The organism is Ensifer canadensis (assembly GCF_017488845.2).
Taxonomy (GTDB): Bacteria; Pseudomonadota; Alphaproteobacteria; order Rhizobiales; family Rhizobiaceae; genus Ensifer; species Ensifer canadensis.
This window is the reverse complement of sequence record NZ_CP083371.1, coordinates 772,433-784,998: the sequence shown is the minus strand read 5'-3', so window position 1 is coordinate 784,998 and position 12,566 is coordinate 772,433. Positions and strand designations below refer to the sequence as shown.

Genomic DNA, 12,566 nt, shown 5'->3' with positions numbered 1-12,566 from the left:
TTTGGTGATGCGGCAAAAACGCGTCGGAAATGCGGCGCATTGCCCCATTTCCTCAAAAGGAGCGATGCGGCTTCCTGTCGGGCATCGCATCGATCATCGCCTGGGGCTTACCGCCCCGCTTGCCGCCCTTTCTTATGCCTCGATCTTGGCTTGGTGCGCCGCGCGGTTGTGCTCTGGCCAAAGTGCACTTATGTTCTGGTCATGACGTCGATAGCAGATGCGCTCGGTCCCATTGGCCTCATGGGACGTTTGCTTGCCCGCTTTTGGCCGCAACTGCTCCTGATCGGGGCGGCAGGCTATATCGTGCGAGACCTGCTGCTGCGTGCCGCAGTGGAGGTAGGTTTGCGCCACCCGCTCGGCGGCATGGTGGTGCTGTCGCTCGTCGTCCTTGCCAAGCTCATCATCGTCGTCCTGATGTTTCTAGCCCTGCGTCCCGGATTGCCCGCGCTGGAGTCGCTCCGGCAGACGAAGAGCGTGCCGGTCTCGTCAGGCAAATCCGGCAGCAACGATCGGCGCTTGCTGGCCGCAACCGCCGCAGCGATTTTGCCGTTCTTCGCCTATTACGCGGCGTGGGGCTTCCTCGGCAACACGGTGCGTGAATATTCCCGGCTGGCACTCGACAAGGTCGCTTTCGGCGGGAAGGCCGATTTCTTTAACATTCTCAGTTCACGCGGCCTGCTTCTGTCCATCGCTATTTGCTGGGTGGTACGTTGGGCCGCCAAGCAAATGAGCAAAAAGAGCAAAGCGCCAACTTGGCGCTTGCTGATCGTTGCAGCCGACGCGAGCTGGATCTTTATCGGTCTTTACGGGCTTTCGATCTGGAAGGATGAATTCATCACCTGGCTCGGCGCCGGCAAACTGCTGAGCACTCTTGATTGGGGCAACAGCTTGCAACTGATCGGCGTTGCCTATGCCGCGGAGAACTTCATACCCGTCGAATTTCGCGAGCCCGACTGGCTGACACAGGCGCAGAGCCTGTTCTTCTACGCCCTCTTGCCGATGGTCTGGCTGGTGATGGCGGCAATCATCAACGGCTATGAACTTTCCGCGGTCGGTCCCCGCACCATGCCGGCACGGACCAGTGCACGGAGCTGGCGCAAATGGCTCATCGATTTTCTCGAACACTTCGTCAGCGACTATCGCTCGCGTTATGGGCCGGTCTGGACCTGCCTGAAGCTGACACTCGGCGCAGGGCTTGCAACCTTGCTCACCTTCATCGTCGCCTATCGCCTGATCGGTTGGCTTGGGGCCTGGCTCTGGTTTGCAACAACGCGCCTGCTCGGCGTCGAAGAGTTCGCGACCTGGGAGTTTGTATCCAGCATCCTGGTCGTCTTCATCGGCAGTCCCAGCGATCTCGACGGCGGCATCTTGCTCGATGCCATGCGCATCTCGCTGCTGGCAGCCATACTCGAACGAGCCATTTCGCAGGCAACACCTGCGGTGGCCCCTGAAGCGCCGCGCATCTTATCAGACGCGCAAAGGTTGCTGTAACACTTTGAATTGCTGCGGGCGTGCAATCCTATCGTCGCACCTGATGTCCGAACTTCGGCTAGCGACCAAAGGGGAAGTTCGACCCAATGCGGGCCTGACGCGTCGACGCGAACCTGTCGGGCGCGTTGCGTGATTAGGCAGGAACGTAGGTCCCAACCTGATCACGTCATCCCGGATACCAGGCGTCAGATTCTATCCACTAACCACGCTTCCATTTGAATACGAGCGCGCCGTCGCCTGCTCCCAGAACCTCGACCACGAGCGAAAGATCGCTTGCCTTGGCCGGCACCATAAAACTTTCCGCCATTCTGACTGTGCCGCCGTTTCCGGCATTTGCAAAAGCGAGGCTCGAACAGCGCGGGCGATCCGCCACTTCGGGATACATCTCGCGCACGATTGGTTCCGTCAGCATCAAGGGCTCGAAGCGCCGCCCCTCCGCATCCACCAGCCGAACGCGGCACGCACTCTCAGCCAGCATTGCCAGATCTTTCGGTTCGCTCTCGAATTCCGCCAGAACAACGCGCGCGTCATTAGATGGACCGGGCAGTCGTTTCAGATCCGCAAGCTTCCATTGCCCGCCCGCATAGGGCTGGACCACACCGCTTTCGACGATGATGTCGCGCTTACCGGAAAACAAAGGCATCTCACGCAAACTATCCCAGGCGTGGACCACTATCGCCAATGGCAGCACGGCGACGAGTGCCACGAAACAGGTCCAGAACAGGCGTCTTTCGCTCATGACCTGCCTCTCGTCATTTTGCAGCCAGCGTCCACGGCATGCTGCCGCTGCCGCGCGCAAGCGTGATCGATGGTTTGATTTCCAGTGGTGCCTTCTGGTCGAGCGCGATCCAAAGTTCTTCGCCGAGAGGGGTCAGACCAGAGCGCGCGATGAGCAGACGACCGCCGCTGATCGCCGTCTCGGGCAACTCGAATGCTACGAGCACCGGCTTGGGCAAGCCCGGCTCCAGTCGCTCCGTCGGCAGATAGCCATGCATGGTCGAGAAGCGTTGACTAAGGGCATAGCGGATTCCGCTTGGCGACAACCATTCCGCTGATAGCAACGTAAGGCTCTCTTTCTTGGCAACCGCTGCACCTTCAATGACCAACCAGACACCCGAGCTTGAATAGTCGCGCACCCGTCCGAAGCTCTCGGTCTTGACCGCCCGCGCCAGATGCACATTCGCGGCACCATAGGCAAAGGCATGGCTATCCACCCGCTCGCCCGCTTTGCCACGGATCGCAATCGGCGACGTGATATCGCCATAGCCCGGCGTGTTGTGCTGCATGGCGTAGAGCACGAGAGCGCCAAGTCCGAGCAACAGGATTGTACGCAACCCGGCGATCATCGCACTGCCTCGTCCGTTTGCCCGCTTACGGCCAATTCGACGATGGCGGCCTTGCCGTCATCAAACCATCCGGGCGCGCCATAGAGATTGTCGCGCGGTTTGTAGATCTGCTTGGCGACCGAAAAGCGCAGCGCCTTCGGGTTCGGCAAACCCTCCGGCCATTCCCAAACAGCGATGAGTTTCTCCGGCATGCCAGGGTTGATCGCGCTCGCGATCCATTTGTCACGGGCGAGGTAGTAGACCGGCTCTGGAAGTTGGACCGACATCTGCGTCTCGATCGAGACGAGCTGCATGAACGCATTGCTTGTCGCGGCCGAGCGATTGTCGAGTTCAAGGTCGACCGTCAGGAACCGCTTGGGGTCGACTGGCTTGGTTCCCGTAGGGGGAACTTCCGCCATCGAGGCATTGTTTATCGTGATAACCCAACGACCTGTGTCGATTGGCTCGCCCATCCTGGCAAGCTCAACGGGAGCGGGATTGGCCGCCTGATAGACTGCGGTTGCGAAGGAGGCGGCCGCAGCCGCCATGCCTCCGATGCCCGTCACGAGCATCGCCAGAAGACGCCGCTTCAATTTCGCCCGTCGCGCGATCGACATCGCACCTCCGCCCAGGTTTGATCGCTCCTGCAACCGCAAGATAGTATGGCTTGGCCGAGAAATCAAAGTTCTCAGGCTTTTCAGCAGCCCCCATCGCACTACGGCAGGCACCGCTAGATCATTCTTCACTTATCTTGATCTTGCGGACCTTTCCAAAACTCTTGTCTAAGGCGGGCAGCCGCCTCTCGTAGTTGACCTTGACATGGGGGGACGCACCGTGGTCGCTCTCCTTCATCAGGACGACGACCAGCCGACTGTCTGCGAGGGAGAGATGCACCTCAAACGGTTCATCCGCCTGTTTGGCGCCGATGTTAGGCCGCCATCGCCCAGTTCCGCTGGCGTAGGATGTCGGGACGTAACTGTTGGCAGTCACAACTGCCGACCAGCCCGCTTCGCTGACAACGGTAAGGATAGTGCCGTGCCGAACAACGCTGAGGCAGCCTTGGCAGCGTATGAGCGTCGCGCCCACTTCGCGCCAGAGCCCAGAGATTCCGCTATCGTCCGCCCGCACGGATTGCGCCGCCAGCAGCAAAGTACCGATCAAAACCAGTAAGCCTACACGTCCGCTCACCGAAGCTCGTCTCCACCAATCCGTTCAGACATTTCCTATTGGTCGACTGGGCACGAAGATCAACTTTTGCAGGCAAAAACGAATTAACGCAACCCGGCAGATTACGTTTCGATCCGCAGTTTCATTCGATCGGCGGCAAAACAGTTGCGGGAATACTCCACGGGCTTGCCGTCGAGGTCCGCATTGACCGACTGCGCCTCCAGCACGATCGCACCAGCCGAGAGTTTCAGCATCGAGAGTTCGTCGCTGTCGGCATGGCGGGCGACGATCTCGGTCGAAACGCGCACGTAGTCGTCAAGGCCGTGGGCGGCAAACGCTTTGGTTACGGAATGCCGTTGCTCGAACTCTTCCGCCATGCGGGGAAACCGGGCGGCGGGATAGTAACTTGACGAAACGGAGAGCGGACGGCCATCGCCGCTGCTGACGGTGCGCAATTCGATCACCGGTTCACCCGGCGCGATACCCAGTGCCGAGGCAATGTCGCCAAATGCCTTCAGTTCGGCATGGCCGAGCAGGCGGGTGCCGATCTCCTTCACCTGCCGGCCGAGACCCTGCGAGAAGCGGGTGCGACGCGAGATTGGATAGCTCACCCTCTCCTTGCGCTCGATCATCGTACCGCGGCCCTGGACGGCACGAACCAACCCTTCCTCGGCAAGGGCTGCCAGTGCACTCCTGACGGTGTGCCTGTTGACGCCAAACTCGCCCGCAAGCACCGTTTCGGGCGGCACCATGCCGGCAGCGTCGTAGTCGCCATTGCTGATCGCCAGCCGGATCCGGTCTGCGATCTGCCGCCAGAGTGCGACCCCTGTCTGCCGTTCAACCACTTTTCGCATTGCCATGTCACAAGCCTGTCATTTGCGGACGCTAATGAAAAGTATAAGATGTGCACTTGTCTAGATCAATAGACATTTGAGGTGAAAATGATGGATGCGAAGCTGAAACAGGAAAGTCCGCCGGAGATGGCGCGCAAGGAAGGCATGCGGCTGCTGGCCCGCGCGTCTTCGGAAGAACTCATGGCCGCCTGGGAGGCACTTACCGACAAGCCTGATGTGTCGCCCGTGCGCGGACCGGAAACGGGCTTGGTCATGGTTCGCGGCCGCATCGGCGGCGGCGGCGATGCCTTCAATCTGGGCGAGGCAACCGTATCGCGCGCGACGATCCGGCTTTCGACCGGCGAAATCGGCCATGGCCAGTTGCTGGGCACTGACAAGCAGCGCGCCCGCCTTGCTGCAATCTTCGATGCGCTCTTCCAGCGTGAAGCCGACCGCCCGGCCGTCGAGGCGTTTCATCGCGCAATTGCTTCGCGCATCGAGGCGGAGGACCGCCGCACCGCAGAGGAAACCGCCGCGACACGCGTCGACTTTTTCACCATGGTTCGCGGAGACGACTGATGGCCAGCCAATCGCAAATCTATGCCGGCGCCTTCGCCGACCCGGTCTTTTCCGCCCAATCCGTATTCAAGAGCCTGATGGACGGCTTTGCCCGCCCGGGGCAGATCATCCGCCTGGAGGCGTCGAGCATCCCGCCGGCGCCAATGGGCGCGGCTGCCGGAGCCGTGGCCTTGACGCTGTGCGATCACGACACGGCAGTCTGGCTCACGCCCGCCCTTGGCAAATCCGCAGTACCGCAGTGGATCGCGTTCCACACCGGCGCACCGGTGACGGACACCAAAACCGATGCACGCTTTGCCTTTGTCGAGAAGGGCGCGCCGGTTCCGGGCTTCGACCAGTTTTCGCTCGGCACGCAGGAATACCCGGATCGCTCGACGACGCTCGTCATCGAGATTGAGGCGCTGACCGGCGGCGAACCGCTGACCGCCCACGGACCTGGTATCAAGGACGACATCACCATTGCGGTGCGTGGCCTGCCTGAAGTCTTCCTCGACTTTTGGAGTGCCAACCGCGCGATTTTCCCGCGCGGCATCGACCTCGTGCTGACATCAGGCGACAGCGTTCTCTGCCTGCCGCGCACGTCAAGACTTTCGCGACAGGAGGTTTAACCCATGTATGTTGCAGTGAAGGGCGGCGAAGCCGCCATTGCCAACGCCCATCGCCTCCTTGCCGATCGGCGCCGCGGCGACCGCGCCCTACCGTCGATCACCATCCAGCAGGTCGTCGAACAGCTCGGCCTTGCCGTCGATCGCGTCATGGCCGAAGCCTCGCTTTACGACCGTGAGCTCGCAGCCCTTGCCGTGCGCCAGGCGCGCGGTGACATGATCGAGGCGATCTTCATCCTGCGCGCCTACCGCACGACGCTGCCGCGCTTCGGCTATTCCGAGCCGGTCGATACCGCGACCATGAAGGTCGAGCGCCGCGTCTCGGCCACCTACAAGGACCTGCCCGGCGGACAATTGCTGGGCCCAACCTTCGACTACACCCATCGTCTGCTCGACCCCTCGTTGATCGACGACGCAGCGGTCGAGGAGCCTGAAGTCAAGGAGCCTGGCGAACATGTGATGCGCGTCTCCGACATTCTCGACGGCGAAGGGCTGATCGAAGGCGACGGCCGCATGCCCGAAGGCCATGTCATGGGCGACCTCACCCGCGAGCCGATGGAATTTCCAATGGCCCGCGACCTGCGCCTGCAGGCCCTGGCACGCGGCGACGAGGGCTTTCTGCTGGCGCTCGCCTACTCGACCCAGCGCGGCTATGGCCGCACGCATCCCTTCGTCGGCGAAGTCCGCATCGGCGAAGTCGAAGTCGAACTGGACCTGCCCGAGCTCGGCTTTGCCGTCTCCCTCGGCGTCATCCGCGTCACCGAGTGCCAGATGGTCAACCAGTTCATGGGATCGGCGAAACAGCCGCCGCAGTTCACCCGCGGCTACGGGCTCGTCTTCGGCCAAAGCGAACGCAAGGCCATGTCGATGTCACTCGTCGACCGCGCGTTGCGCACCGACGAATTCAGCGAAGACATCGTTGCGCCGGCGCAGGACCAGGAATTCGTGATTTCTCATGCGGACAACGTGCAGGCGACCGGTTTCGTCGAACACCTGAAGCTGCCGCACTATGTCGATTTCCAGGCTGAACTCGACCTCGTTCGGCGCATGCGCCGCGACTATGACGCTGCCCGCGCCGGCGGCCAGGACGGCATGAAGGAGGCCGCCGAATGACCGACCTTGCCACCTACAACTTTGCCTATCTGGACGAGCAAACCAAGCGGATGATCCGCCGCGCCATTCTGAAGGCGATCGCCATCCCAGGTTACCAGGTTCCCTTCGCCTCGCGCGAAATGCCGATGCCCTACGGCTGGGGCACTGGCGGCGTCCAGGTTACCGCGTCGATCCTCGGACCGAAGGACGTGCTGAAGGTCATCGACCAGGGTGCCTACGACACCACCAACGCCGTGTCGATCCGCGCCTTCTTCCAGAAGGTCGCCGATGTCGCAGTGACGACGAAGACTAAGGAAGCAACCATCATTCAGACGCGCCACCGCATTCCCGAGGAAGGCCTCAGGGAGGGCCAGACGCTGGTCTACCAGGTGCCGATCCCGGAGCCCCTGCGCTTCCTCGAGCCGCGTGAGACCGAGACCCGCAAGATGCACGCGCTCGAAGAATACGGGTTGATGCATGTGAAGCTCTATGAGGACATTGCCCGCAACGGCCATATCGCCACCACCTATGCCTATCCGGTGAAGGTCGAGGGTCGCTACGTCATGGATCCCTCGCCGACGCCGAAGTTCGACAATCCGAAGATGCACATGTCGGAAGCGCTCCAGCTTTTCGGCGCCGGCCGTGAAAAGCGCATCTATGCGGTTCCGCCCTATACCGAGGTCGTCAGCCTCGATTTCGACGATCACCCGTTCGAAGTGCAGAAGTTCGACAAGCCCTGCGCCCTCTGCGGCGCCGAGAACGTCTATCTCGACGAAGTGGTGCTCGACGACAAGGGCGGACGCATGTTCGTCTGCTCCGACACCGACCATTGCGAAGACCGCCGCGACTGCGGCCATGCTGGACACATGCTTGCCCGCCAGGAGGCCGCAGAATGAGTGCCGTACCGCTTCTGAAAGTCAACGACGTCTCGAAATTCTACGGAAGCCGCATCGGGTGCCGGAACGTCTCCTTCGACCTCTTCCCCGGCGAAGTGCTGGCGATCGTCGGAGAATCCGGCTCGGGCAAGACGACGCTTCTGTCCTGCCTTTCGACCCGGTTGATGCCGACATCCGGCATCGTCGAATACCATATGCGCGACGGCCAGTATCGGGATCTCGCCCGCATGGGCGAGGCCGAGCGACGCTTCCTGATGCGCACCGACTGGGGCTTCGTCCACCAGAACCCGGCCGATGGCCTCAGAATGACGGTCTCGGCCGGTGCCAATGTCGGCGAGCGCCTGATGGCCGTTGGCGACCGGCACTATGGCAACATCCGTGCCGCCGCCAGCGACTGGCTCGAGCGTGTCGAGATCGGCATCGACCGCATCGACGACCAGCCCCGCGCGTTTTCGGGCGGCATGCGTCAGCGCTTGCAGATAGCCCGCAATCTCGTCACCTCCCCTCGCCTCGTCTTCATGGATGAGCCGACCGGCGGCCTTGACGTTTCGGTGCAGGCTCGCCTGCTCGACCTCGTGCGCGGGCTTGTGCACGATCTTGGCCTTGCCGCCATCATCGTCACCCACGATCTCGCTGTCGCACGGCTTTTGTCGCACCGCATGATGGTGATGAAGGACGGCGCCGTCATCGAGCAGGGGCTAACCGACCGCGTGCTCGACGATCCGCGCGAGCCCTATACCCAGCTCCTCGTCTCCTCCATCCTGCAGGTATGACGCATGATCCCGAGAATTAAAAATCTGTTTTCGATCAAGATCATGCGCAAAGGAAAGTAAGAATCATGGCTACGCCCCTTGTTGTTTCCGAAGTCGCAAAGAGCTTCACCATGCACCTGCGCGACGGCGTGTGCCTGCCTGTCGTCGCCAACGTCTCCTTCTCGGTCAAATCAGGCGAATGTGTCGTCCTTGGCGGCCCCTCCGGCGTCGGCAAGAGCTCGATCCTAAAAATGCTCTACGGCAATTACGGCGTCGATGAAGGCCAGATCCTGATGGAGCATGACGGCAAGCTGGTGAACCTCGCCACTGCCGAACCGCGCACCGTGCTTGAAGTCCGGCGCGCAACGCTCGGATATGTCAGCCAGTTCCTGCGCGTGGTGCCGCGTGTCTCGGCGCTCGATATCGTCGCCGAGCCGCTGCAGGCGCGTGGCGTCGCCATGGAAGATGCCCGCGCACGGGCCGCCGAGCTTCTGTCTAAGCTCAACCTGCCGAAAGAACTATGGTCGTTGCCGCCAGCCACGTTCTCCGGCGGCGAGCAGCAGCGCGTCAACATCGCCCGCGGCTTCATCACCGACCACAAGATCCTGCTTCTCGATGAGCCGACGGCTTCGCTGGACGCGAAAAACCGTGCGGTGGTCGTCGAGATGATCGCCGAGAAGAAGGCGAAGGGAACGGCATTGATCGGCATCTTCCACGATGAGGAAGTCCGCGACGCGGTGGCTGACCGCATTCTCGACGTATCGGCCTTCTCACCGCGAAAGGCAGCCGCATGAGCCATAAACTCGGTCTTGAGCCTTTCATCCACCCGACCGCGAGCGTCAACAACTCGACGCTCGGCCGCTACACCGAAATCCAGGAGCGCTCGCGCCTGGAAGAGGTCGAGTTCGGCGACTACTCCTACATCATGCAGGACGGCTCGATCTGGTGCGCGACGGTCGGCAAATTCGTCAATATCGCTGCCGCGGTGCGCATCAACGCCACCAACCATCCGACCTGGCGCGCAACGCTGCATCACTTCACCTATCGCGCTCCGAACTACTGGGACGATACCGAAGTCGATCACGATCTTTTCGCCTGGCGCCGGTCGAACCGGGTGACGATCGGCCATGACGTCTGGATCGGTCACGGTGCGACGGTGCTGCCAGGCGTCAATGTCGGCAACGGTGCGGTGATCGGAGCCGGCGCTGTCGTCTCCAAGGACGTGGCACCCTATACGATCGTCGGCGGCGTGCCGGCAAAGCTCATCCGCGATCGGTTCAATGCCGGTATCGGCGAACGGATGGACAGCCTTGCCTGGTGGGAATGGGACCATCAGCGCCTGCGCAAGGCGCTCGACGATTTCCGCGAGCTGACGGCCGAAGAGTTTCTCGTTCGCTACGCCTGAGCACGCCGAGATCAGCGCCGCAGTTAGGGCCGAAGCTGCCCCGCGGCAGAAACGCCTCGAAAGTCCGGATTGGTGGGGGGGGTGCGGACGCTAGGGAGCGTCATGTGAAGTTGGATGTGCGCCGTTGAGCACGCTTTCTTCAGTCCTGGATTGCAAACCAACTGATTGCAACTAGTATATATCGCCCAGAATTACAAAGCTTATCGGGGTAAGGACAATCATTTCCACCGACAAAGAAAGCCGACAGGCATCCGCAAGTTAAACCGCAGTGCGCGATAGGGATATACACTATCCAAGCGGGATAAAGCCATGCGAAGTGACGTAAACATAACATCGAATACATATTGCAGATTATGCCGTTCCTGGCGCATAAATGTCATCGGCACCGCCCTGGAAAAAAGGTGGCGGACGTTGGTCGAATAGAGGAACTGCACTGACCTTGTGACTTTGAATTTTCTTCTCTGCCACTCACCGGAAGGAACACGGAGATGGCTGTATGAAGTTGCTCAGAGAACCTCTACTGCATTTCGCCGTCGCCGGCGCGCTCGTGTTTTGCGGCTACTCATGGCTGCATGACAAGCGGGCGGAGGACGGGGCTGAACCTGTCCGCATCGGCGAGGGCGACATCCGATGGCTGAGGCAGACGTGGTCGAGCCAATGGTTACGTGATCCGACCGCCGGCGAGTTGAAGGGAATGGTCGACGGTCTCCTGAGCGAAAGGCTTCTGGCACGCGAGGCCAAGGAGATGGGCCTCGATCAGGATGACACCATCATCCGCCGCCGCCTGGCGCAAAAACTCAAATTCATGATTGAGGACACCGCCCAACTGGCTGAGCCGACTGAGGCGGAACTGCGGAAATTCTACGCGGCCAACTCGTCGCGCTTCGAGACGCCTGGCAAGTTGTCGTTCAAGCAGGCCTACTTCAGTCCCGAGCGCCGCGTTGACGCTGCGGCAGACGCCAAGGCGGCGCTCGCCAAATTGAACGGCGGCGACGTCGAGCCGGCGGCAGGCGACCGGCTGCTCCTCGGGAACAGCTTCGACGATGCAGACGCAGCGGCTATTTCGGCCATGTTCGGTGCCGATTTCGCGCACGACGTCCTGGCACTTCAACCGGGCGGGTGGAGCGGACCGGTGAAATCCGGCTATGGCTTCCATCTGGTGTTTGTCACACAGCGCGCGGCGGCAACTCCGAAACCTTTCGAAACGGCGCGGGGCGCTGTCCTCGCCGAGTGGCGCAGCGCGAAGCAAGCCGAACTTACCCGCAATTATCTCGTCGAGCTTCGCAGGAAGTATGGGGTCGAACTGGATGACGGCGTGAGCGCGACTCTGGGTTCCGAGCCCGCGTCGAAGGCGGCTGCGAAATGAGCGGGCGACCCCGCCCATCCCTGTTCGTGCGAGAGGCTTGCTCCGCAGCGAGGTTGGTTTGGCTGGTTGCACTTACAGTGGCTGCCATGCTGTTCTCGGAGGCCGCCTTCGCACATGAAGTGCGCCCCGCCTACCTCAGCATCCGGGAAGAAGCGCCGAACGAGTTGCGCGTGCTCTTCAAGACGCCCATGCAGGGCGATGCGCGGCTGGCGCTGAAAGCCTTGTTTTCCGGCAGGATCGAGATGATGACCCCGGTCGTCTCGCATCCGACCGGCGATGCGATGGTACAGACCTGGCGCATCCGAACCCTGGAGCCACTCGCCGGCCAGACGGTGCTGATCGACGGGTTGCAGAACACCATGACCGACGCCCTGGTCCACCTGGTGCTTGCCAATGGCAACACCTGGACGGCTCGGCTGACACCCGGCACGCCATCTGCGCTGATACCCGCATCGCAAAGCACCTGGGGCGTCTTTACCACCTATGTTCGTCAGGGCATCGAGCACATCGCGTTTGGCTTCGATCACCTGCTCTTCGTCGCCGCTCTGATACTGATCGTGCGCGACTGGCGCAGGCTGGTGAAGGCGGTTACCGCCTTCACCGTTGCTCACTCGATCACGTTGACCTGCGCGACGCTCGGCTGGGTGACACTACCATCGCGACCAGTCGAGGTGATGATCGCCATCAGCATCGTCATGGTGGCGGCAGAAATCGTGCGCATGGAGCGTGGCCAGACCAGCCTTGCGATCACCAGTCCATGGATGGTGGCCTTCGCCTTCGGGCTGCTGCATGGTTTCGGTTTCGCTGGCGCACTGGTCGAAATCGGTTTGCCGCAAGGCGACATTCCGCTGGCATTGGTGGCGTTTAATTTCGGGGTCGAACTTGGGCAACTGGCGTTCATCGGAGCATTGCTGACGCTGGCGCATGTTGTCCGTCGCTTTGCCGCAATGCCGCGCGGGGCAGCCGTTGCCTCGGCGTACGCGATCGGGATTGTCGCGGCATTTTGGTGCGTCCAGCGGCTTGACGCCATCTTCCTGTAGGGCAGCGCAAGCCGT

At 61.5% G+C, this 12,566-nt stretch carries 15 protein-coding genes; 10 read left to right on the top strand and 5 right to left on the bottom strand.

What is annotated here, in order from left to right:
• Positions 1-201 precede the first annotated feature (201 nt).
• Entirely contained in the window at positions 202-1,491 is a 1,290-nt protein-coding gene (locus tag J3R84_RS23205) for a hypothetical protein (protein WP_203528868.1), read from the top strand.
• Positions 1,492-1,690: 199 nt separating this feature from the next.
• Here J3R84_RS23205 and J3R84_RS23200 read toward each other — a convergent pair whose 3' ends face one another.
• From J3R84_RS23200 to phnF, 5 genes are all read right to left on the bottom strand, one after another.
• Positions 1,691-2,230, bottom strand: coding sequence for a hypothetical protein (locus tag J3R84_RS23200; protein WP_203528869.1), 540 nt, complete (start codon positions 2,228-2,230; stop codon positions 1,691-1,693).
• Between the two features lie 13 nt (positions 2,231-2,243).
• Entirely contained in the window at positions 2,244-2,837 is a 594-nt protein-coding gene (locus J3R84_RS23195; RefSeq protein ID WP_203528870.1) for a hypothetical protein, read from the bottom strand.
• A complete protein-coding gene (locus J3R84_RS23190) occupies positions 2,834-3,433 on the bottom strand; it encodes a hypothetical protein (protein ID WP_203528871.1) in 600 nt (199 codons plus the stop codon). Before J3R84_RS23190 ends, J3R84_RS23195 begins: the two co-directional genes overlap by 4 nt.
• A gap of 118 nt (positions 3,434-3,551) precedes the next feature.
• Positions 3,552-4,004 (bottom strand): hypothetical protein, encoded by a 453-nt coding sequence (locus J3R84_RS23185; protein WP_203528873.1) that lies wholly within the window; start codon positions 4,002-4,004, stop codon positions 3,552-3,554.
• Positions 4,005-4,105: 101 nt separating this feature from the next.
• Positions 4,106-4,843, bottom strand: coding sequence for a phosphonate metabolism transcriptional regulator PhnF (gene phnF / locus J3R84_RS23180; RefSeq protein WP_373688550.1), 738 nt, complete (start codon positions 4,841-4,843; stop codon positions 4,106-4,108).
• Positions 4,844-4,927: 84 nt separating this feature from the next.
• Here phnF and phnG point away from each other — a divergent pair, with 84 nt between their 5' ends.
• The 9 genes from phnG (at position 4,928) to J3R84_RS23135 (ending at position 12,551) form a co-directional block, all read left to right on the top strand.
• Positions 4,928-5,395, top strand: a complete 468-nt coding sequence (gene phnG / locus J3R84_RS23175) for a phosphonate C-P lyase system protein PhnG (protein ID WP_203528931.1) — start codon at positions 4,928-4,930, stop codon at positions 5,393-5,395.
• Positions 5,395-6,003 (top strand): phosphonate C-P lyase system protein PhnH, encoded by a 609-nt coding sequence (gene phnH / locus J3R84_RS23170; protein WP_203528875.1) that lies wholly within the window; start codon positions 5,395-5,397, stop codon positions 6,001-6,003. Before phnG ends, phnH begins: the two co-directional genes overlap by 1 nt.
• Before the next feature lie 3 nt (positions 6,004-6,006).
• Complete coding sequence (locus J3R84_RS23165) at positions 6,007-7,113, top strand: carbon-phosphorus lyase complex subunit (RefSeq protein ID WP_057204656.1); 1,107 nt, start codon at positions 6,007-6,009, stop codon at positions 7,111-7,113.
• Positions 7,110-7,988 (top strand): alpha-D-ribose 1-methylphosphonate 5-phosphate C-P-lyase PhnJ, encoded by an 879-nt coding sequence (locus J3R84_RS23160; RefSeq protein WP_203528876.1) that lies wholly within the window; start codon positions 7,110-7,112, stop codon positions 7,986-7,988. The genes J3R84_RS23165 and J3R84_RS23160 overlap by 4 nt, the downstream gene beginning before the upstream one ends.
• Positions 7,985-8,761, top strand: coding sequence for a phosphonate C-P lyase system protein PhnK (gene phnK / locus J3R84_RS23155; RefSeq protein ID WP_025429075.1), 777 nt, complete (start codon positions 7,985-7,987; stop codon positions 8,759-8,761). The genes J3R84_RS23160 and phnK overlap by 4 nt, the downstream gene beginning before the upstream one ends.
• 65 nt (positions 8,762-8,826) lie before the next feature.
• Positions 8,827-9,534 carry a phosphonate C-P lyase system protein PhnL gene (gene phnL, locus J3R84_RS23150; protein ID WP_203528877.1) on the top strand — a complete coding sequence of 236 codons (708 nt, stop codon included), beginning with the start codon at positions 8,827-8,829 and terminating at the stop codon, positions 9,532-9,534.
• Positions 9,531-10,145 (top strand): DapH/DapD/GlmU-related protein, encoded by a 615-nt coding sequence (locus J3R84_RS23145; RefSeq protein ID WP_203528878.1) that lies wholly within the window; start codon positions 9,531-9,533, stop codon positions 10,143-10,145. The genes phnL and J3R84_RS23145 overlap by 4 nt, the downstream gene beginning before the upstream one ends.
• A 496-nt stretch (positions 10,146-10,641) precedes the next feature.
• Positions 10,642-11,511 carry a peptidyl-prolyl cis-trans isomerase gene (locus J3R84_RS23140; RefSeq protein ID WP_203528879.1) on the top strand — a complete coding sequence of 290 codons (870 nt, stop codon included), beginning with the start codon at positions 10,642-10,644 and terminating at the stop codon, positions 11,509-11,511.
• An 86-nt stretch (positions 11,512-11,597) separates the two neighbouring features.
• Positions 11,598-12,551, top strand: a complete 954-nt coding sequence (locus J3R84_RS23135; RefSeq protein ID WP_225906416.1) for a HupE/UreJ family protein — start codon at positions 11,598-11,600, stop codon at positions 12,549-12,551.
• Positions 12,552-12,566: the final 15 nt, after the last annotated feature.

What these genes read in the sequence shown, in the direction of transcription:
- J3R84_RS23205 (WP_203528868.1), top strand. Translation starts at nt 202, where the DNA reads ATGACGTCGATAGCAGATGCGCTCGGTCCCATTGGCCTCATGGGACGT.
- J3R84_RS23200 (WP_203528869.1), bottom strand. Translation starts at nt 2,230, where the DNA reads ATGAGCGAAAGACGCCTGTTCTGGACCTGTTTCGTGGCACTCGTCGCC.
- J3R84_RS23195 (WP_203528870.1), bottom strand. Translation starts at nt 2,837, where the DNA reads ATGATCGCCGGGTTGCGTACAATCCTGTTGCTCGGACTTGGCGCTCTC.
- J3R84_RS23190 (WP_203528871.1), bottom strand. Translation starts at nt 3,433, where the DNA reads ATGTCGATCGCGCGACGGGCGAAATTGAAGCGGCGTCTTCTGGCGATG.
- phnF (WP_373688550.1), bottom strand. Translation starts at nt 4,843, where the DNA reads ATGGCAATGCGAAAAGTGGTTGAACGGCAGACAGGGGTCGCACTCTGG.
- phnG (WP_203528931.1), top strand. Translation starts at nt 4,928, where the DNA reads ATGGATGCGAAGCTGAAACAGGAAAGTCCGCCGGAGATGGCGCGCAAG.
- phnH (WP_203528875.1), top strand. Translation starts at nt 5,395, where the DNA reads ATGGCCAGCCAATCGCAAATCTATGCCGGCGCCTTCGCCGACCCGGTC.
- J3R84_RS23165 (WP_057204656.1), top strand. Translation starts at nt 6,007, where the DNA reads ATGTATGTTGCAGTGAAGGGCGGCGAAGCCGCCATTGCCAACGCCCAT.
- J3R84_RS23160 (WP_203528876.1), top strand. Translation starts at nt 7,110, where the DNA reads ATGACCGACCTTGCCACCTACAACTTTGCCTATCTGGACGAGCAAACC.
- phnK (WP_025429075.1), top strand. Translation starts at nt 7,985, where the DNA reads ATGAGTGCCGTACCGCTTCTGAAAGTCAACGACGTCTCGAAATTCTAC.
- phnL (WP_203528877.1), top strand. Translation starts at nt 8,827, where the DNA reads ATGGCTACGCCCCTTGTTGTTTCCGAAGTCGCAAAGAGCTTCACCATG.
- J3R84_RS23145 (WP_203528878.1), top strand. Translation starts at nt 9,531, where the DNA reads ATGAGCCATAAACTCGGTCTTGAGCCTTTCATCCACCCGACCGCGAGC.
- J3R84_RS23140 (WP_203528879.1), top strand. Translation starts at nt 10,642, where the DNA reads ATGAAGTTGCTCAGAGAACCTCTACTGCATTTCGCCGTCGCCGGCGCG.
- J3R84_RS23135 (WP_225906416.1), top strand. Translation starts at nt 11,598, where the DNA reads ATGCTGTTCTCGGAGGCCGCCTTCGCACATGAAGTGCGCCCCGCCTAC.